The 19,065-nt window shown below is 38.5% G+C and carries 16 protein-coding genes; 3 read left to right on the plus strand and 13 right to left on the minus strand.

Features of this window, described 5'->3' with window-relative positions; all coding sequences use genetic code 11:
• Positions 1-17: 17 nt before the first annotated feature.
• The 3 genes from UN64_RS01555 to UN64_RS01565 form a co-directional block, all read right to left on the minus strand.
• A complete protein-coding gene (locus UN64_RS01555; protein WP_077359343.1) occupies positions 18-719 on the minus strand; it encodes a 5'-methylthioadenosine/adenosylhomocysteine nucleosidase in 702 nt (233 codons plus the stop codon).
• 21 nt (positions 720-740) lie between these two features.
• Entirely contained in the window at positions 741-1,739 is a 999-nt protein-coding gene (ccpA, locus tag UN64_RS01560; RefSeq protein WP_077359344.1) for a catabolite control protein A, read from the minus strand.
• 245 nt (positions 1,740-1,984) lie between these two features.
• Entirely contained in the window at positions 1,985-3,073 is a 1,089-nt protein-coding gene (locus UN64_RS01565) for a bifunctional 3-deoxy-7-phosphoheptulonate synthase/chorismate mutase (RefSeq protein ID WP_077359345.1), read from the minus strand.
• Between the two features lie 128 nt (positions 3,074-3,201).
• Between UN64_RS01565 and UN64_RS01570 the strand changes: the two genes are divergently transcribed.
• Positions 3,202-5,355, plus strand: a complete 2,154-nt coding sequence (locus UN64_RS01570) for a cell division protein FtsA (protein WP_245801939.1) — start codon at positions 3,202-3,204, stop codon at positions 5,353-5,355.
• Positions 5,356-5,428: 73 nt separating this feature from the next.
• Here the strand turns inward: UN64_RS01570 and ytxJ are convergent, their stop codons facing one another.
• From ytxJ to UN64_RS01585, 3 genes are all read right to left on the minus strand, one after another.
• On the minus strand, positions 5,429-5,767 hold the full coding sequence (gene ytxJ, locus UN64_RS01575; protein ID WP_077359346.1) for a bacillithiol system redox-active protein YtxJ: 339 nt from the start codon (positions 5,765-5,767) through the stop codon (positions 5,429-5,431).
• A gap of 82 nt (positions 5,768-5,849) precedes the next feature.
• Positions 5,850-6,272, minus strand: a complete 423-nt coding sequence (locus tag UN64_RS01580) for a YtxH domain-containing protein (protein ID WP_077359347.1) — start codon at positions 6,270-6,272, stop codon at positions 5,850-5,852.
• Positions 6,273-6,728, minus strand: coding sequence for a DUF948 domain-containing protein (locus tag UN64_RS01585; RefSeq protein WP_066291735.1), 456 nt, complete (start codon positions 6,726-6,728; stop codon positions 6,273-6,275).
• A gap of 175 nt (positions 6,729-6,903) precedes the next feature.
• On the opposite strand from UN64_RS01585, the gene UN64_RS01590 reads away from it, so the two are divergent.
• The gene (locus UN64_RS01590; RefSeq protein ID WP_077359348.1) at positions 6,904-8,016 is read left to right on the plus strand and encodes an aminopeptidase; all 1,113 of its coding nucleotides are present in this window, start codon (positions 6,904-6,906) and stop codon (positions 8,014-8,016) included.
• 144 nt (positions 8,017-8,160) lie between these two features.
• Here the strand turns inward: UN64_RS01590 and murC are convergent, their stop codons facing one another.
• From murC to UN64_RS01625, 7 genes are all read right to left on the minus strand, one after another.
• Positions 8,161-9,468: a UDP-N-acetylmuramate--L-alanine ligase gene (gene murC, locus UN64_RS01595; protein WP_077359349.1), complete on the minus strand. Its 1,308-nt coding sequence runs from the start codon at positions 9,466-9,468 to the stop codon at positions 8,161-8,163.
• A 232-nt stretch (positions 9,469-9,700) separates the two neighbouring features.
• The gene (locus tag UN64_RS01600) at positions 9,701-10,798 is read right to left on the minus strand and encodes a nicotinate phosphoribosyltransferase (protein ID WP_077359350.1); all 1,098 of its coding nucleotides are present in this window, start codon (positions 10,796-10,798) and stop codon (positions 9,701-9,703) included.
• 400 nt (positions 10,799-11,198) lie between these two features.
• The gene (locus UN64_RS01605) at positions 11,199-13,847 is read right to left on the minus strand and encodes a DNA translocase FtsK (RefSeq protein ID WP_077359351.1); all 2,649 of its coding nucleotides are present in this window, start codon (positions 13,845-13,847) and stop codon (positions 11,199-11,201) included.
• Between the two features lie 155 nt (positions 13,848-14,002).
• Complete coding sequence (locus tag UN64_RS01610; protein ID WP_077359352.1) at positions 14,003-14,821, minus strand: DUF1444 family protein; 819 nt, start codon at positions 14,819-14,821, stop codon at positions 14,003-14,005.
• Positions 14,822-14,884: 63 nt separating this feature from the next.
• The gene (gene queF, locus UN64_RS01615) at positions 14,885-15,310 is read right to left on the minus strand and encodes a preQ(1) synthase (RefSeq protein WP_077359353.1); all 426 of its coding nucleotides are present in this window, start codon (positions 15,308-15,310) and stop codon (positions 14,885-14,887) included.
• A 72-nt stretch (positions 15,311-15,382) separates the two neighbouring features.
• A complete protein-coding gene (locus UN64_RS01620; protein ID WP_077359354.1) occupies positions 15,383-15,700 on the minus strand; it encodes a thioredoxin family protein in 318 nt (105 codons plus the stop codon).
• Between the two features lie 13 nt (positions 15,701-15,713).
• Entirely contained in the window at positions 15,714-16,721 is a 1,008-nt protein-coding gene (locus UN64_RS01625) for a PTS sugar transporter subunit IIC (RefSeq protein ID WP_077359355.1), read from the minus strand.
• Between the two features lie 170 nt (positions 16,722-16,891).
• Between UN64_RS01625 and UN64_RS01630 the strand changes: the two genes are divergently transcribed.
• Positions 16,892-19,060 carry a methyl-accepting chemotaxis protein gene (locus tag UN64_RS01630; protein WP_077359356.1) on the plus strand — a complete coding sequence of 723 codons (2,169 nt, stop codon included), beginning with the start codon at positions 16,892-16,894 and terminating at the stop codon, positions 19,058-19,060.
• The last annotated feature ends 5 nt before the right edge of the window (positions 19,061-19,065 follow it).

The raw sequence follows: 19,065 nt of genomic DNA on the forward strand, positions 1-19,065 counted from the left end.
AACAAGCGTTCTAATTTTTATAGTGATTCGATAATACTCTCTACCATATCAGATGAACGTCTTGCTGCAAGTGCGGTAAATTCACCAAAGTTCGCCGGTGCTTCACCGTTCGCTTTATCCGAGATCGAACGAATAATAACAAACGGAACCTCGTTTAAGAAACAAGCTTGAGCTACAGCTGATCCTTCCATCTCGATACACGTCCCATTAAAAGTAGCACCAAAATACTCAACCAGCTCACGATCCGCAATGAACTGATCGCCGCTTAATACTTTACCAACCTTTACTTTTGGTCCTGAAAGATTCTCAGCCGCTGCCTCTGCCAGTTTAACAAGCTTCTCATCTGCTTTAAACTCAGAATCAAAGGCGAACATGGGAATGGTTCCCTTAGGAAAATCAGGACTCAATGCAGAAGCATCGATATCATGCTGCATCGCGCTCGATGAAATAACGATATCTCCCACTTCAAGAACAGGATCAAGTGCACCAGCGACACCCGTGAATAGGATGTGAGTAACTTGGAATCTGTCGATCAGAATCTGTGTAGTAATTGCTGCATTAACTTTACCCACACCTGATTTACAGAGTACTACTTCTTTATTATGATGTGTGCCCTCATAAAATTTATTTTGTGCAAAAGTGCTTTCCCCATATATATCAAGTGCTTCTTTCATATATACGATTTCTTCATCCATTGCACCGATAATACCAATTCTCAATTCTCCCACCTCAAACAGAACTTATTTTGTAGAATCTCTAAATTGAATACGATGAGGCAATACAACAGTATGTTCTTCCACCGTTTCTTTGTTCATTAATTTTGTCAGCAATCTCATTGCTACCGCTCCGATGTCATACATAGGCTGTACGACTGTTGAAAGGGTTGGACGAACCATAGTTGCAAGTCTAGTATTGTCAAATCCGATTACTTCAATATCTTCAGGAACATTTAAACCGCGATCTTGTGCGCCATGAATAACACCTAAAGCCATTTCGTCTGTTCCTACAAAAATAGCAGATGGTTTATTATTGCTATCAAGGAAAGACTCAACAGCTTCAATACCTGAATCGTACGTGTATTCACCGACAAAAACTTGGCTCTCATCTACTTTTTTCCCGTGCTCCTCTAACGCTTTTCGGTAACCGTTGAACTTATAGTAGCCGTTGATCGGATCTTCTAGAGGTCCTGTTACCATAGCGACAGACGAGTGTCCCTTTTCAAGAAGGTTTGTAACTGCTTCATACACAGCATTTTCATAATCGATATTAACTGAAGGAACTTCTTCGTTCATGTCCACCGTTGCTGCCATAACAATCGGAACCGGAGCGCGCTTAAACTCTTCCACATGCTCTTCAGTAATCTTTCCGCCCATAAACACAATTCCATCTACTTGTTTTCCAAGCAGTGTGTTCAATAGATGAATTTCTTTTTCCTTGTTCTGATCAGAGTTACATAAAATAATATTGTATTTATACATCGTTGCAATATCTTCAATTCCTCTTGCTAATTCAGCAAAGAAGATACTTGAGATATCTGGGATGATAACCCCTACAGTCGTAGTTTTTTTGCTTGCTAATCCTCTTGCTACTGCATTAGGGCGATAACCTAGTCTTTCAATTGCTTCTAATACCTTTTTACGGGTAGATGGCTTAACGTTTGGGTTTCCGTTAACAACACGTGAAACCGTTGCCATTGAAACGCCTGCCTCGCGTGCCACATCATAAATTGTTGTATTCAAAAAAAGTCCTCCTTTTTTACTGCATGTCCGACAGCTATGTAATGCTAATATCATACGATAAAGTAGTAAAGTAGGCAACGAATAGGAGCATGTTTCACGATTTATTCAATAATTGAAATGATTTTAAAAGAAAACATACCTATTTTGCTTATTTTTAGCGAAATTAGAGTTTATCATACTCTTTTTTAGTACTTGAACCATAATAAATGCCGGCAGCGTATTTGCTGCCGGCAAGTTGAAACACTCTATACCATCTGATTCATTTTTATAAAGCCTTTTTTGACAAGTTCACTAACAAACTTTTCAAACTCGCTAATGTTCATTTGCTGTGCTGCATCTGATAAAGCTACTGCAGGATCAGGATGTACTTCAGCCATGACTCCATCAGCTCCAATTGCTAAAGCTGCTTTCGCTGCTGGGAGGAGCAGATCCTTTCTCCCTGTAGAATGTGTAACATCTACAAAGACAGGCAGATGTGTTTCCTGTTTTAGAATTGGAACAGCTGTTATATCCAGTGTGTTTCGAGTTGCTCTTTCATAGGTACGAATCCCTCTCTCACAAAGGATAATCTGGCCGTTTCCTTGAGACATGATGTACTCAGCTGAATTAATGAACTCTTCGATCGTAGCAGATAACCCTCTTTTTAAAAGAATCGGCTTGTCTATTTTCCCTGCTGCTTTTAGTAATTCATAGTTTTGCATATTTCTAGCACCGATTTGGATAATATCCAAATACTCAGAAGCCATTTCTAAATCATCTGGATGAACGATTTCACTTATGACTGCACAGTTGAATTCATCTGCAATTTTTTTTAATATGTTCAATCCTTCAATACCAAGTCCTTGAAAATCGTATGGAGAAGTACGAGGTTTAAACGCTCCGCCTCGAAGAATTCTCAACCCATTATTCGTTACAGCTTTGGCTACTTCTGCTGTCTGTTCATAGCTTTCTACAGCACAAGGACCGGCAATTAGAATCGGACTTCCGCTTCCGATTTCAGTCCCTTTTACCGATATAACAGTATCCTGTGACCGCTGTTTTCTAGATACGAGAAGCGCCTTTCTATGATCATCTTCTTGCAGTTCCAGACCTGCTTTAAATATTTCTTTAAAAAGGTGCTGCATAGTAGCTGTTTCAAAAGGACCCTCATTTTCTGATGCTATTAAGTTCAGCATGTGTCTTTCTCTTACAGGGTCATATTTTTTCATGCCTTGTGCAGTCTTGATCTTGCCGATCTTCTGAACGAGCTCGCCGCGTTTACTGATTAACTCCAAAAGCTCTTTATTGATTTCATCAAGCTCTGTCCGTAATGTGTCTAATTCTGGATGATTCATCTATATACACCTCTGTATTTATAAAATGTAAAAAATGTGATACATTTCTAATAATTAGACTATAAAATTATCAGCTTAAATCGTTTAAACAATTCCTTACGTCTATCGTATCAAAAAGAGGTGCCTTCGTGGACAAAAATCTTTTATTTGCACTGGATATCGGCACTCGCTCAGTCGTCGGTATGATATTAAAGCAGCATTCTGATGGAAAATATGAAATATTGCATATGAAAGTCATGGAACATGAAGAGCGCTCCATGCTGGATGGACAAATCCACCATATACCTGCAGTTGCTAAAGTTATTGTAAAAATTAAAAAAGCGCTTGAAATGGAGACTGGACCGCTCCAAAAAGTTTGTGTTGCTGCTGCAGGTCGAGCCTTAAAAACAGTTAAAGGCAGATCTGAAAGAGACATCTCTACAGTTGCTGTAACATCCAAAGAAGAAATTATACATATGGAGCTTGCAGCCGTTCAGCATGCCCAGTTTCAGCTAGCCAGTATGCTGGATGAAAAATCTAATCATATCTACGATTGTGTAGGATATTCGGTTCTTCATTATTACCTGGATGATCAAGAAATCGGAAGCTTTATCGGTCAGCAAGGTTTATCAGCTTCCGTTGAGGTAATTGCGACTTTTCTTCCAAGAGTGGTTGTAGAATCCTTAATTAGAGCTCTCCGAGAAGCAGATCTTGAAATGGAAGCTTTAACACTGGAGCCAATCGCAGCAATCAATGTGCTGATCCCCCAATCTATGAGGAAACTAAACGTGGCACTCGTTGACATCGGCGCAGGAACATCCGATATAGCTTTAACCGCTGAAGGTACTGTTGTGGCTTATGGAATGGTTCCTGTTGCAGGGGATGAAATCACGGAAGCAATCAGCTCAGAATTCCTATTGGATTTCCCGGTGGCTGAAGAAATGAAGCGATCCCTATACCAAAGTGACTTCGTGGAATATACCGATATTTTAGGATTTTCCTCTAAAAAATCTAAATCTGAAGTTCTGGAAAAAATAAAGCCGTCTATTGAAAATCTAGCTGAAAATATAACAAAAGAAATTCTTCAGCTAAATGCTAAACCACCGCAAGCCGTCATGTTTGTAGGCGGAGGAAGTATGACACCAGGACTACGCGAGAAAATTGCCGAAAAGCTTAATTTACCAACAGAACGTGCAGCTATTCGAGGCATTGATGCTATAACATCACTTACTTCATCCATTGAACAGACCGGTCCTGAATTTGTTACCCCCGTTGGAATTGGAATAGCAGCAAGAGAAAATCCTGTTAAATATGTAACCATCACTGTTAATGAAAAAACGATAAGGTTATTCGAAGTGAAAAAACTAACGATTGGGGATGCATTAATAGCCGGCGGCGCTGACCTCTCTAAGCTATATGGCAGACCTGGTTTGGGGCTTATGATCAAGGTCAATGGGCAAGTAAAAATGATTAAAGGCGGTCTTGGAACCCCTCCGCAAATTATTATGAGCGGAAAGGAAGCTTCTCTATCGCATGAAATTTTTGACGGAGCTGTTATCTCCTATAAGGCAGGTGTAAATGGAGCAAATGCTTCTGTTGCCGCAAAAGAAGCGGTTCAAGAACATTTAAGGAAAACGATTGTTATAAATGGCGAACCGACAACCATCGAAACACAATATTATGTTAATCAACAACTCGTTACCCCTGAAACTTTATTAAATGACCGAGAAGAACTTATTTCTTATTTTCCTAATACTATTGTAGAAATCTTAGAGATAAAGGGATTGCACCGAATCGACAACAACTCCTCATTCTCTGTAAAAGTCGATGGCAAGCCGATCCTATTATCGCGAAGTATAAATAATTCTATTTATCTAAACGGCCAGATCATTGATAGAGCATCATACTGGAACGATGGTGATCAACTCACTTTTGAGACGGTTAAAGACAAACAGGTAACCTTAAAAGATTTACTTGATTCTCTTCAATTAAATCTTCATCAATCCTGTTCGGTAACATTTAATAATGAAGAAGTATCGCTTAGCAGGCCGTTATTTAAGTTCTATCGTAATGGTGAGTTACTAACGGAAGATTCCGTTCTTTACCCAAATGACGAACTTAATATGGAAAAAACAACACAGCAGCCTTTTATTTTTCAGGATATTTTTATTAAAGTCGATATTGCAATTTCCCCGCGGCCAGGTGAAACACTAGTCATATTAAAAAACAAAGAAAAAGCTGGCTTTCAAACAGAGATTGAAACAGGAGATGTTTTAGAATTAAAGTTTGAGGTTCTTATTTAGGGAAAAGGGCGAGTATCATGGATCGAAAATCAACAACTTTTTCACGAAAAAAGAAAAAGCGCAGCGTTAACTGCTACGCTTTTGTTTTTTCATTTGCCTGAGTCAATTTCTTATTTGTAATATTCCAATGTGAATCATGCCAAACGACGGTATCATCTTCAAAAATCAGAACTTGTGGTGATTCATGTTTTACTCCTGTTTGTTCTGCAATTAGATTAGAGAGCGGTCTGGAGTCTTGAACATTTAAGTAATATAGTGTTTCTTCTTCATTATCAGAAGCGAATTTTTGATATTCTTTAAAAGCTTCATGACTTACAGGACATGTTGTACTGTTTTTCATAATAAGGATACGTTTTTTTTGTTCCTTAACTAAATTCCAATCCTGTTCATTGTGCAGTTGAATAAGTGACATAAATAATCTACCTCCATAATAAAAAGACAAGAAAAAGAAATAAAATTCTTTTTCTTATCTTTTCATATTTGTTATTTACTTATCAATATTTTTGCTCTACTAATTCCTGTTCATTTGCAGGATCATAATCTAATGTCTTTTCATCCTGAATATCGTCTGTGATTTCACCATACAATTCGGAAGCATTCTCTTCTTCTTTTGCACGCCATTTATCAATGTCTTTGCGCAGGTTAGAAGTTAAATCTTTAACTTTTGTAGCCACTTGATTCGATTGCTCGGAAACAGTACGTACAATATTTGAGGATTTCTCACGAGCTAAATGCGAAAACTCGTTACTTTTATCCTTTAAATACTCAGCTTGTTCATTTAAATCACTTCGCAACTCTTTTCCTGCTTTAGGAGCCAGTAATAATGCTGCAGCCGCCCCTAACATTCCTCCAACGAGAGCACCGATCATAAAATCCTTGCTGTCAATGTTTTGATTGTTGTTATTGTTGTTGCTCATTTACACTCCTCCTCTTGAATATTGGTTTGTTGCAGAATCAACATTGGACTTTTTGAGCTTATATTTCTCCCATAAATTCAATGCTGCATTCCCCCATTGAACCGCTTGCGATATTTGCTTAGACTGCCGCTCCGTTTCTACCGTGATCTGGTCAGTAACTTTACGGACAGATTGGTTCACCTTTTGAACAGATTGACCAAAATCCTGTACTGCAGAGAAAACGTGGTTTAATGAATCCGATTTCTTTTGAACATCCTCGGCTAACTGGTTTGTTTTATGTAACAAATCGGTTGTCTCGCGCGTCACGCCGTCCAGTTGTTTTTCCAGACTCCCAAGCGTTACCGCGACATTATCGAGGGTTATTTGCAAGGACTTTAAAGCTCTTGACAAAAAATAAACGAGTACAACAAATGCTACTGCAATAATAGCTACACTGATTGAAATAATGGTTTCCATTATACGAGACACCTCCTGAAAGTATATTATTAGCTTTTCCCGAGTTTATATCAAAGGAAACGTGTTTTATTAAGTATTCTTGGCATAAAGCTAAATTCCTTTAATAGAACATTACAAATTGTTTAAATTAAGTTAAAATAAAGAAGATATTAAATATATAGGGGGATTATTCAACATGAGAGATCCGCGAATTCAGCAACTCGCAAAAAATTTAATTACATACTCGGTAAACTTGCAAAAAGGTGAAAAAGTTCTCATCGAAAACTTCGGACTGCAAAAAGAATTAGTAAATGCATTAGTACAAGAAGCATATGCAGCTGGTGGTTTTCCTTTTGTATTGCTAAAGGATCATTCAGTAATGCGTGCACAGTATACTCAAGCATCAGAAGAACAAATGGAGATGATCGCAAAGCACGAAGGTGAATTGATGAGTCAGATGGATGCATATATTGGACTCCGTTCAGGCGACAACATCAACGAAATGTCTGATGTACCTTCTGAAAAGATGGCACTTTATGAAAAAACAATTTTTGCAATGCACCGCAAGATTCGTATTAAGAAAACAAAATGGTGTGTTCTTCGTTACCCTAATGCTTCTATGGCACAATCAGCCAGCATGAGTACTGAAGCATTTGAGGATTTCTATTTTGAAGTCTGCAACCTTGACTACGGCAAGATGGATGAAGCAATGACTGCCCTTAAAGATTTAATGGATAAAACAGATAAAGTTCGTATCACAGGTCCAGGCACAGATTTGTCGTTCTCTATTAAAAATATTCCATCTATCAAGTGTTCTGGCCAGAATAACATTCCTGATGGAGAGGTATTTACAGCTCCAGTTAAAGATTCAGTAAACGGAACGATTTCTTATAATACTCCTTCACCTTACAATGGCTTCACATTTGAAAATGTACAATTAACTTTTGAAAATGGGAAAATTGTAAAGGCAACAGCAAACGATTCAGAGCGTATCAACAAAATCTTTGATACTGATGAAGGTTCGCGTTATGTTGGTGAATTTGCGATTGGAGTAAATCCATTTATTAAGCACCCTATGAAAGATATTTTATTTGATGAGAAGATCGATGGAAGCTTCCACTTCACACCAGGTCAAGCGTATGAAGAGGCATATAACGGAAATGAATCTAACATTCACTGGGATATGGTAATGATTCAGCGTCCTGATTACGGCGGTGGAGAAATCTATTTTGACGATATTTTAATCCGTAAAGATGGTGTATTCGTATTACCAGAACTTGAACAGTTGAATCCAGAAAACTTAAAGTAATATGAATGAGACCGCCTAAAAGTTAATTTAGGCGGTCTTTTCAAATGTCCTTTAAATGCTTTTAGTTTTATGAGCTATATTCAAATCTACAACGAAAAAAGCTGACACCATAATAATTTCATTATAGGTCAGCTTCTTTTTTTCCTATGGAGTTGCTGTAAGTGCTTCTTCGTATGCTCTTTGGAACTTTTGGATGTCTCCAGCTCCCATAAATAGAAGTACACCATTATCAAATTTCTTAAGAACATCGATGGTATCTTCTGAAATAAGCTCCGCATTAGGAATCTTTTCTTTAAGATTATCAATAGATAGATTGCCTGCATTTTCTCGTGCGGAACCAAATATATCACAAAGGTATACATGGTCAGCTTCACTCAGGCTCTCTGCAAATTCATCAAGAAAAGTTTTTGTTCGGGTAAACGTGTGCGGCTGGAAAATAGCAACCACTTCACGATTTTTATACTTATATTTTGTAGCTTCAATCGTAACTTTAATTTCAGTCGGATGATGCGCATAGTCATCAATCAAGATTTGATCGCCAACTGCTTTTTCTGAAAATCTGCGCTTCACACCAGAAAAGCTCTTTAACTGCTCTTTAATAATATCCATTGGCAGTGTTTCGTAATGACAGATCGCGATAACCGCTAGTGCATTTAATACATTATGAGTTCCGTATCCAGGAATCTGGAACGTACCATAAAACGTATTGCGCACAAATACATCAAAAGTCGTTCCTTCATCACCGCGTTGAATGTTTTTAGCCTGAAAATCATTATGATCTTCAAATCCGTAAAATACAACGGGAACTTGAGCATGAATTTGTTGAAGATTGGCATCATCACCACATGCGATAATCGCTTTTTTTACTTGCATCGCCATCTGCTGGAATGCGCTGATTACATCATTCAAATCAGAAAAGTAATCAGGATGATCAAAGTCGATGTTTGTAATGATTGCATAGTCTGGTTCGTATGAAAGAAAATGTCTTCGGTATTCACACGCTTCGAACACGAAGTACTCACTGCCCATGCTTCCTTTTCCAGTTCCATCACCAATAAGGAAAGAAGTCGGCTTTGCCGCCCCTACTACATGTGCAAGCAATCCTGTCGTTGAAGTTTTTCCGTGCGAACCCGTAACGGCGATAGAAGTAAAGTTAGAAAGAAATTCACCAAGAAAATGATGATATCTGTGAATTGGTATATTCTTTTCATTTGCCGCTTGAATTTCTTCATGCTGCTCACCAAATGCATTACCTGCAATAATGGTTTGACCTTCTTGAATGTTATTTTTGTCAAACGGTAAAACAGGAATGTTTCTCTCTTCCAGCGCTGACTGCGTAAAGATGTATTGAGTAATATCAGATCCTTGTACATCATGACCCATGTCATGAAGGATTTGTGCCAACGGGCTCATCCCTGTCCCTTTAATTCCAATAAAATGGTATTGTGTCATGTAAAGCCCTCCACAAAAAGAACACCTTCTAAAAGGCCTATTTGTATTATTATATGCCTGATTACTTGAATGGTTATATCTTACAAATTACAGGCTGATTCAAATACTTGAACCATTATAGCAAAAATAAAGTTTCATCACCATGATAGACAGATGATAAGATTCTAATAGTCCGATATTAAAAGAATACCTTCCTATAACTTCACCAAAAAAAGGAATATTTAATCTAAAGCTATTCTACACGTTCAAGTCTAGGATTATGTCGATAGATTCTTCCTGCTTTTGCTTGATGATTATCATGCATCAGGACATTGTCGCCTGTAAATCCAATATTGATCTTTAATAGATTACTGCCTACACCATAAATATCTACAGGAACCTTTTGCTCTTCAAATTGTTCGATTCTTTCTTTTTTGAATCCGCCGCTTACAACAATTTTTACATGCTGAAAGCCTTCTTCATCTAGAGCATTACGAAGTGCAAAGATCAACTCAGGGTTAACGCCTCTTGGATCAAAAGAACCAAGCACGTCTGGGTTTCTAAAAAAGTATTGATCAACCATCGTACGTGAAGTATCAACCCTTACCCCTTTTAGCGTGTCCCCAAACTCTCTCGCTACTTTCAGAGCATCTGTAATGACATCGTTGTTGTAATCGACAAGAGAGATCAGATCATCTTCAGGATATTTCGCATGGTATGCTTTCGTAGCTTCAACAATATCGCCATTAAAAATTTGTATAAGAGCATGAGGCATAGTACCCATACCTTTTTTGCCCCACCATTCATTCATAGCATGAGTAGCTTGTGCAGTTGAGCCCCCGATATAGGATGCATATCCATCACCAGCCTGCTGAGCAAAGTGATCGTCCCTGTCACCCATAAAAATCACAGGCTTTTGGATACCGGATTTGCTCGCAGCTTTCACTACATTATAAACATTCGTGGCTACTGACGTTCTTCTGGCTAGGATTCCATCAATCATCCCTTCGAGAAAGCCAAAATTCTGATAGGGTCCTTTTATAGTGAGTACTGTTTCAAAAGGTGAAATTTTATCGCCGTCTTTCAGCGAATAGATTTCTAGAGAGTCAGGATCTTTAGCAAACGTCTTTATAAGAGCGATCGCCTCATCCGAACCACATAAAACAGCCTCGCTTTTTTGGAAAAATTGCATCGTTACCATATTATCAGGTTTAAACGATTCTACTATTTCACAGGTTTTAAGAAAATAAACAGCAGAGAACCATCCCTCTCCGATCCGTTCATCAAATTTAAATGTTTTATTCGTCAGCCGCTTAATCTTTCCCTGCAGCTTTAATTCTATTTCTTTCATCTATTTACTCCTCATGACTTTTTCATGGTTAATAACAGAAGGGAACTATTCCCCACACTATAATAGCCGACAAGACCCAATAACTCAAGGAAATCATTTATGATGGGCTTTTTCATTGGATGAAGAACATTCATCGGAAATTAGAAAAACTGGCGGAAGCTCCGCCAGTTTATTCTTTCTTTTAAGGCTCTTTTCTAAAAGATAGTTGCTTATAAGTAGTTTTGTTCATTCACTTCACTGACAAGTTGATTGGAGTGCAAGGTGCGAGACTCCTGCGGGACGAGTGTGGCAGGTGAGACTCCTAATGGCTCAGAGCGGCAGGAGGCTCACCGCACGCCCCGCGGAAAGCGAGCATCCTGGAACGGAAATCAACTACTTTCAAAATCAACAAAGTTTCATCTTAATCTACTTGACTGTATAAACGATTCTCTAATTCTTCTTGTGTAAGAAGAACATGCCTTGGTTTGCTTCCCATCGCCTCAGAAACTAATCCAAAGCTCTCCATCATATCAACAAGTCTCGCTGCTCGGTTATAGCCGATTCTAAACCTGCGCTGCAGACTGGAAGAAGATGCGGCTCCTACTTCGATCACATAGTAGCATGCTTCTTCAAAAAGCTCATCTTCAACCTCCGTTGTTTGCTGATGCTGAATCAGTTCCTCGCGTGTAAATAGATAATCTGTTTTATATTCTTCTTTCACATATCGCGTTACTTCTTCAATCTCTTCATCCGATACGAAGGTACCTTGAATACGTACGGCTTTATTCGATCCATTTTCCATAAATAGCATATCACCGCGGCCTAATAAACGTTCAGCCCCGCTCATATCTAAAATCGTTCGTGAATCAATAGCAGATGAAACTGCAAATGCTGTCCGAGTCGGCACATTCGCTTTTATCAAACCAGTAATAACATCTACCGACGGCCGCTGAGTCGCAAGAAGCAGATGAATACCGCATGCTCTAGCCTTTTGGGCAATTCTGCAGATGGCTTCTTCTACTTCCTGTGGAGATACCATCATTAAATCAGCAAGCTCATCAATAACGACTACAATATAAGGCATCTTGTTCTGATAGAGCCTCTCCTGCTCCATCTTTTCGTTATACCGTTTGATTTCTCTTACACCCGTTTTTGCAAACTCTTCGTAGCGTCGTTCCATTTCTTCAACAGCCCATTTTAGAGCGGCAGTCGCTTCTTTTGCATCGGTTATAACCGGTGTAACAAGATGAGGAATATGATTGTAAGGCGCAAGTTCAACCATTTTAGGATCAACGAGCAACAGCCTTACCTCATCTGGTTTCGCTTTATATAACAAGCTTACTAATATGGAGTTAATGCAGACACTCTTACCTGATCCTGTTGCACCTGCAATTAAACCATGCGGCATCTTTTGCAAGTCAGTTACAACAGGAGCTCCCGAAATATCAAGACCTAAGGCAACTGTTAAAGATGAAGCTGAATCTCTAAACACCTCATGCTCAATAATTTCACGCAAGAATACCGCCCTGCTATGCTGATTCGGCACTTCAATACCTATTGCATTTTTACCAGGTATTGGCGCTTCAATACGGATATCTCTTGCGGCAAGACTTAACTTAATGTCATCCGTTAAATTCGTGATTTTGTTAACCTTGACGCCCGGTGCCGGCTGAACTTCAAATCTAGTTACAGCAGGCCCTTTTGTCATGTGAACAACTTTTGCATTCACGTTAAAATTATCTAATGTTGACTGAAGAGTATGTTTTTGTTCATTCAGCCAAATATCATCATCTTCTAGTGATACAGCCGCCTTATTTAAGAATGATAAGGGAACAAATAACTGCTTGGTATCATTTACTGTTCTTTTTGGTCTTGTATGAGTGGCAGGCGGTTGAGGTTTCACTGTTGTTTGTTCTTTTTTAGGCTGGGACATGCTTGTCTGTCTGTCCTTTTTTAGCATCAGCACATTAAAAGGAACATACTGTCCGCCGCTTCTTGGTGTTTCACGTTTTATAACTGGAGCCGATTCTTGTTGTACTTCTTTCTCTTGCTCGATTTTTTCTTGTTGTACTGGTTCAGATTCAGTAGAAGAAAACTCACTTACACTGTTTCTTTTCTCTTCCTGCTGAACCGGTTCTTCAAAGATCTCTGTCGCTTTTTCCTGATGGAAAACCTGTGTTTCCTCAGTAAGCATTTCTTGATCTTGTTCTTGTCTCAACTCTTGTTCTTGTTTAAATACTTGTTCTTGTTCGAATTCCAATAGAGGTTCAGCTTTTCGGTTTTCTTGAACAATTAGTTCTTGATCCACAAAATCTTCATCAGAAGTTACAGGATCAGATACAACATTTTCTCTTATTTCTTCTGAAACAGAAACGATTTCTTCAGGTGCTGAAGGAAGTGCTTCATCTACTGATTTCAAAAGTTCTTCCGCAATCGAGTTCGTTGGGGGTATGTCTCTCCCAATAAATAAAATCCCTTCAGGTTTCCGCTTTCCATAGCCATAGACAGGTGACGGCACATCAGTAGGAGTAAACCTTGATTTAACCTCTGAAACCGAATCTTTTGCATCGTTTGTTGGCTTATGTGAGTTTTTATTCTTTTTCTCAAAGCCATAAACTGGCGATGGAACGTGCGTAGCCTTAAATGCCGGTCGTTTTGGTTCTGGTTTCTTTTGATTCGGGGCCATAGAAGATGATCTTCTACTTTCACTTCTAGCTGACCTTTCTTCTCTGCGGACTACCTGCTCTTTCTCAAAATTATTTTCTCTTGGCTGATATGTATTTCGCTGGACTTGAGCTTTATGGCTTGTTTTTTCATCAGGTATGACCGGAAAACGGAAAGGAGCGTTCTCTGGATACTTATGCAGCATTTTAGCCGAATGCTGAGTATTAGGTTGAACAGGCTTTCTCCCGTTTTTGAAAGCTGGTGTTCTGACCGGCTTATGCGATGGAGTGCCTTTCTCATCTGCAGGCTGTTTTTTTACAGACTGCTCTTCTTTTTCATATAAGGATTCATCCTCATTATCATCATCATCAAAAAACGTATTCATTAATTTTTTTATCCAACTCATTTTCTCACCTATTTCTGTTGGTTGTTTCTTTATTGTAGCGAAAATAGAAGAGAAACAATAGTATAAATATTTATTTGAGCACATGCGGCTCAAAAAGAAGAATAAAAACCACTAGAATGTTCTAGCGGCTTTTATTTTGCAACTACATTTACTGATTACTCGTTCGTTTCATCTTCTACGGGCTTATTTTTCGCTAAAATAAAGACGGGTTCAAGCTCTTTATTCTCATAAATAAAAGGTAAAGCAGTTACAGGTACGCGGCCATTCATGAAAAATTGCATAGCCATTTGGGCCAGTATGTCATATCCTTGCTTATTTTGAATATCTGCAAGAATTAATACATCTTGATGAGGTACAGCTACAGCCATCTCACCTGATATATGCTTCTTCATCTCTTCTAAGAAACTGATATTTAGAATCCTGCTCGCATCATAACCATCATTATGATTTAAGAAGAAAAAGGTATTTCCGGCTACCTGGTCCTGCTTGTAGTCTGTTGACAGACGCTTAACATTAAATCTTGCTGCATCAACAACCTGAGACTCCTCTATGTTTAAATCCCTCATTTTATGATTCGTCAAAAGTTTATAAGTTTTGCCTAGGTCTAAAGCATAATAAATTCTGGTTTCTGCAGTGTGTTCTTGATAGAAGAGTTTCTCACCCTCTGGTGTTTCAGCAGGAAATGATGCTGAACGTATAACAGGGAAAATACGTGAAAGAGACTCTTCATCAGCAGATAAACGAACTGCTTTCAAACCTTCCTCAACATAATAGACGAGCTCCTCTAAAAGCTGGTCTTTTCCTTTTTCCCATTTCGCACTAAGTCCGCCTAAAGAAAGAGAAACCCCTTTTCCTGTTTGCGTATCTTGTACTCTCAACGTTTCTTCTTCTCTCAGATACGTTATCTCACGTTCAGGATTTGAGAGTTTTTGTTCCAATGCCTTTTTCAGTTTAATCGTATTACTCAAAACGATCGTCTCCTTTCATTAAGCGAGAAAGTATATCAACGTGAAAAACCTCCAAAAGGAGGTTTTCATTTAGTTGCTGCTATCTTCTTTATATTCTACTACTACTTCAGTTCCTAGTCCGCCGCGTGCATTCCAGTTTCCTGTAACTTTTAAATATTTAGGTTTTAGAAGTTCTACCAAGTCTTCTTTAATGCGGTTAGTAGCATGTTCTTGATAGATCCCTACGTTTCTGTAAGATGTTAAATAATATTTTAAAGACTTCATCTCAACTAGATCTTTGTTCGGAATATAGCTGATAATAATATCTGCAAAATCCGGAAGTCCTGACCAAGGACATACAGAAGTGAATTCTGTTGTCGGAATCGTAACCATTGTTTCTTTACCTTCATATTCGAATGGAATCGTTTCTAAGATATCTACTAAAATAACGTTCTCATCTTGTATATCAAAACGAATTCCTTCATATTTACTGTGGTTCACTTCAACTTTTGCCATTCTGAAATACTTCCCTTCAATTATAAAAATAACTATACCGCTATTATAACATACACTTTTATCCTATTAGTTCTAGTTATTTAATTCTTCTAAAAAGGATGTGATCTGCTCTTTTGTTTTTCTTTCTTTATTCACATAACGGCCGATTTCTTGTCCATCTTTAAATGCTACAAAACTAGGAATACCGAAGATGTCCAGTTCCTGGCATAGTTCGATTAGTTCATCACGGTCTGCATAGACGAAGTTATACTGTGGATATTCCTCTTCAATCTCAGGGAGGATTGGTTTAATAACAACACAATCCGGACACCAATCTGCAGAGAAAACAGCTACAGTTATACCAGATTTTATCGTTTCCTGAAATTGTTCGATTGATTTAATGTTTTCCATATTAAGCAGCTCCTTATTGATTCAGTTTCATATCACCGAATTTGATCCGGCCTGTCTTTCTTAGCCACTCTGATAATAGCAGACTAATGATTATAGGGCCTGCAAAATGCAAAATAAATATAGCAAGAAATGTTTCAAAGGTAAAGCCCATAGTCCTGAGTGTCATAATCTGACCAACAAGTCCGCTCGTCCCCATCCCAGCACCAGCTGGAATATTCTCCATTTTAAAATACAGCGTTCCAATCGGAGCCAGGATGATACCTGCAACTGTTGGAGGAATGAGGATGTAAGGGTTTTTCACGACATTTGGAAACTGAAGCTTTGAAGTACCAATCCCTTGGGTCAACCAGCCCCCAAAGCCATTTTCCCTATAGCTGCTCGTAGCAAAACCAATCATTTGGGCAGCACATCCGATTGTTGCCGCACCTGCTGCAATACCTTCGAGTCCTAACATCATTGCGATGGCTGCAGATGATATCGGCCCGGTTAGAGCAAGACCTAATAATAAGGCTACTAATATTCCCATTATTAAAGGTCTTTGCTCAGTCGACCACATAACAAGCTGTCCAAAAGTTTTCATAAACTGATCGATTCCCGGTCCTACAAAAGCAGCCACGGTATAACCGGTTAAAATGGTTACAGCAGGAGTCACTAATATATCAAACTTGGTTTCACCAGATACTAGCTTTCCGATCTCAACTGCAATTAGAGCTGCGACAAAACAGCCCGCAACACTGCCAAGTTCAGCCCCGGCTGCTCCTGCAATTCCAGCGGAAAAGAGGACAAGTGGAGGTGCTTTTAATCCATAAGCAACTGCCGTACCAATAACTGGACCCATCAATGTCATAGCTAATTGTCCCATTTTAACAAAGAACGGAATAGACAGCTGCTCACCTATGGTTTTAAAAATCAGTCCGACGATAAGAGAAGCCATCAAACCGAGAGCAAAATATTGAAAACCTGTAATGAAATAAACCTTCGGAGACAAACTTATCCCTTTTTTATGTAAAAAATCCCTCATGACTTTACTCCTTTAATTCTAGTTGAAAAACAATAACACTATCACATTATATCTTCTTTCCCTCAGGTGTAAAGACACATGTATACAATAGTGGAACCCTTTCATTATCTTTTATAGAAAAACTTCAAAAACTGTAAAAAAAGCCGATAAAATTGCAGGGGGGAATACATATGAACATGACGATACGAAAAAGAGTTCAACTGATGCTTCTTATCAGTTTAGCCGGAATGATAGTATTACTTGCATTTATCGGTTTATTTTTATGGCAGAATTCTCAAATGGAAAGCGAAAGAGAAAGTGTGCAAAGTGCATTTCTTTCTAGCAGCAATATTCGAAGTTCATTTAATGAAGTACGCAAAATGGAACAAGAATACCTGCGTACTCCAAGTGCAGACTCTAAGCAAAACGTTCTCACTTATTTAAAGACATTGCAGAACGAAACAAGCAAGCTTGCAAAAGAGACTGGCGATAAATCCATTAAAGGAATCGAAAGTGATCTAACTGCTTATCAAACCTCATTTGAATCTGCAACTGGTCTAACCAGCCAGCTTAATTCATTAAAACAGATGATGACAGAAACTTCTGATGAATTTGCGGAAACAGTAAAGACGATGAACGATCAGGCTTTACTCGTAAACTTGCTGCAAATGCAAACGTATGAAAAAGATGTTCATATTAAATACGATAGTACTTCCGTAAAGAACTTTAAGGACAGTGCAGTTGCATTCGATCAAATGCTTGATACAAAAAATATACCTGCAGATCAATTATCAAGCTTTAAATCAAAGCTATTAAAGTACACAAATTCTGCAGATTCCATACAAACGATCACAAAGCGAATTGAAGATGACATAAAAACATTTGAAAAAATTGCTGGAGTGGTAGATCAATCTACTTCAGATGCTGAAAAATCCTTACAAAAGGAGAATACAGCTCTTTCAGCAAAACAAAAGTCGGTTAAATTCTGGCTGACAATCTGCTTAATAGCACTTAGTGTAATCATTCTTGCAATTTTAGGAGTTATCGGTGTATGGCTGCTTCGCTCCATACAATCTTCTATTTCTGTACTAAAAGAAGGTGCTACTATTATCGGCGAAGGTGACCTCTCTTACCGTGTACATACTTCAGGAAAAGACGAAATGGCAGACCTTGCTCAAACCTTTAATGCAATGGCAGAAAAGATGCAGAAATCTATGAACGAAGTAAAGAATGCTGCTGAAAAGCTGACGAGTTCTTCTCAAAATCTAGCGGCAGTATCTGAAGAAACAACAGCACAAAGTGATGAAGTAACAGAAGCTATCTCCCAAGTAGCAACTGGTGCTCAAAGCCAAGCAGATCACCTTCATGAATGCACTGTTCTATTATCTGGAGTTACTGAATCCATTAAAGAAACAGCGACGATAAGTGATGAGATTTCACAGGATGCCAAAAAAGCTGAAAACGATGGTAAGGCTGGCTCAGATACTGTACAGCGGCTTAATACGCATTCTGAACAATTCTTGGAACTGGCTCAAAGCTTAATTTCTGAAATTCAGCATGCGTCTCAGCAGTCTAAACAAATTAATTCTATTGTGGAAACTATTCAAGAAATTGCTGGCAGCACAGACCTGCTTGCATTAAATGCCGCCATTGAATCTGCAAGAGCAGGTGAAGCTGGCCGAGGATTCTCTGTAGTAGCTAGTGAAGTTAGAAAACTTGCAGAACGATCCAAGAATGAGGCACTTAGAATCCAGAAGCTTGTAAAATCAATGACAAGTCAAATGGAATTATTATCAAAAGAAACAGTTCGTTTCGAACAATACAGAAACGATCAGCAAATTTCTGTACAACAGACAGAACAAGCTTTTACAAGCATCATTCATAATGTTTCAAAAATCAATGGCAGAATAACTCAAGTAAAAGGTGCGATCGGACGTGTTGAATCTGCCAATGAAAACCTATCGGAAAAATTATTCGAGGTAAGTGCAATTTCAGAGGAATCAGTTGCAACAAGCGAACAAGTAAGTGCATCAAGTGTTCATCAAAAAGAAGCAATCCACCAAGTGAACCTGGCAGCCACTGAATTACAAGAAATTGCTCTGACACTTCAGCAGGAAGTCGATCAATTCCGTTTAGGTGAAACGGTGTTCTCTGAAGAAGAGAAAGTAAACTTTATGGAAGAATATCAAGAAGCTGCAGCAACAATAGAAGAAGATGTTACTAATGAAGACGACGTTTACGAAGAGAAAGAAAACATAGAAGACGCTGATTCTCTTGAAAAAGAAGAAATGAATAAAGAGGAACCTTTAGCAGAGAATATATTACTTTCGGAAGACTTAAAGGATCATGATCAAAAATAGTGATA

The organism is Fictibacillus arsenicus (genome assembly GCF_001999465.1).
Lineage (GTDB): Bacteria > Bacillota > Bacilli > Bacillales > Fictibacillaceae > Fictibacillus > Fictibacillus arsenicus.

Excerpts from the sequence above, each read along its gene's own strand:
- UN64_RS01565 (WP_077359345.1), bottom strand. The coding sequence starts at position 3,073 with ATGAATCATCCAGAATTAGACACATTACGGACAGAGCTTGATGAAATC.
- ytxJ (WP_077359346.1), bottom strand. The coding sequence starts at position 5,767 with ATGTCACTTATTCAACTGCACAATGAACAGGATTGGAATTTAGTTAAG.
- UN64_RS01580 (WP_077359347.1), bottom strand. The coding sequence starts at position 6,272 with ATGAGCAACAACAATAACAACAATCAAAACATTGACAGCAAGGATTTT.
- UN64_RS01585 (WP_066291735.1), bottom strand. The coding sequence starts at position 6,728 with ATGGAAACCATTATTTCAATCAGTGTAGCTATTATTGCAGTAGCATTT.
- UN64_RS01590 (WP_077359348.1), top strand. The coding sequence starts at position 6,904 with ATGAGAGATCCGCGAATTCAGCAACTCGCAAAAAATTTAATTACATAC.
- murC (WP_077359349.1), bottom strand. The coding sequence starts at position 9,468 with ATGACACAATACCATTTTATTGGAATTAAAGGGACAGGGATGAGCCCG.
- UN64_RS01600 (WP_077359350.1), bottom strand. The coding sequence starts at position 10,798 with ATGAAAGAAATAGAATTAAAGCTGCAGGGAAAGATTAAGCGGCTGACG.
- UN64_RS01605 (WP_077359351.1), bottom strand. The coding sequence starts at position 13,847 with ATGAGTTGGATAAAAAAATTAATGAATACGTTTTTTGATGATGATGAT.
- queF (WP_077359353.1), bottom strand. The coding sequence starts at position 15,310 with ATGGCAAAAGTTGAAGTGAACCACAGTAAATATGAAGGAATTCGTTTT.
- UN64_RS01620 (WP_077359354.1), bottom strand. The coding sequence starts at position 15,700 with ATGGAAAACATTAAATCAATCGAACAATTTCAGGAAACGATAAAATCT.
- UN64_RS01625 (WP_077359355.1), bottom strand. The coding sequence starts at position 16,721 with ATGAGGGATTTTTTACATAAAAAAGGGATAAGTTTGTCTCCGAAGGTT.
- UN64_RS01630 (WP_077359356.1), top strand. The coding sequence starts at position 16,892 with ATGAACATGACGATACGAAAAAGAGTTCAACTGATGCTTCTTATCAGT.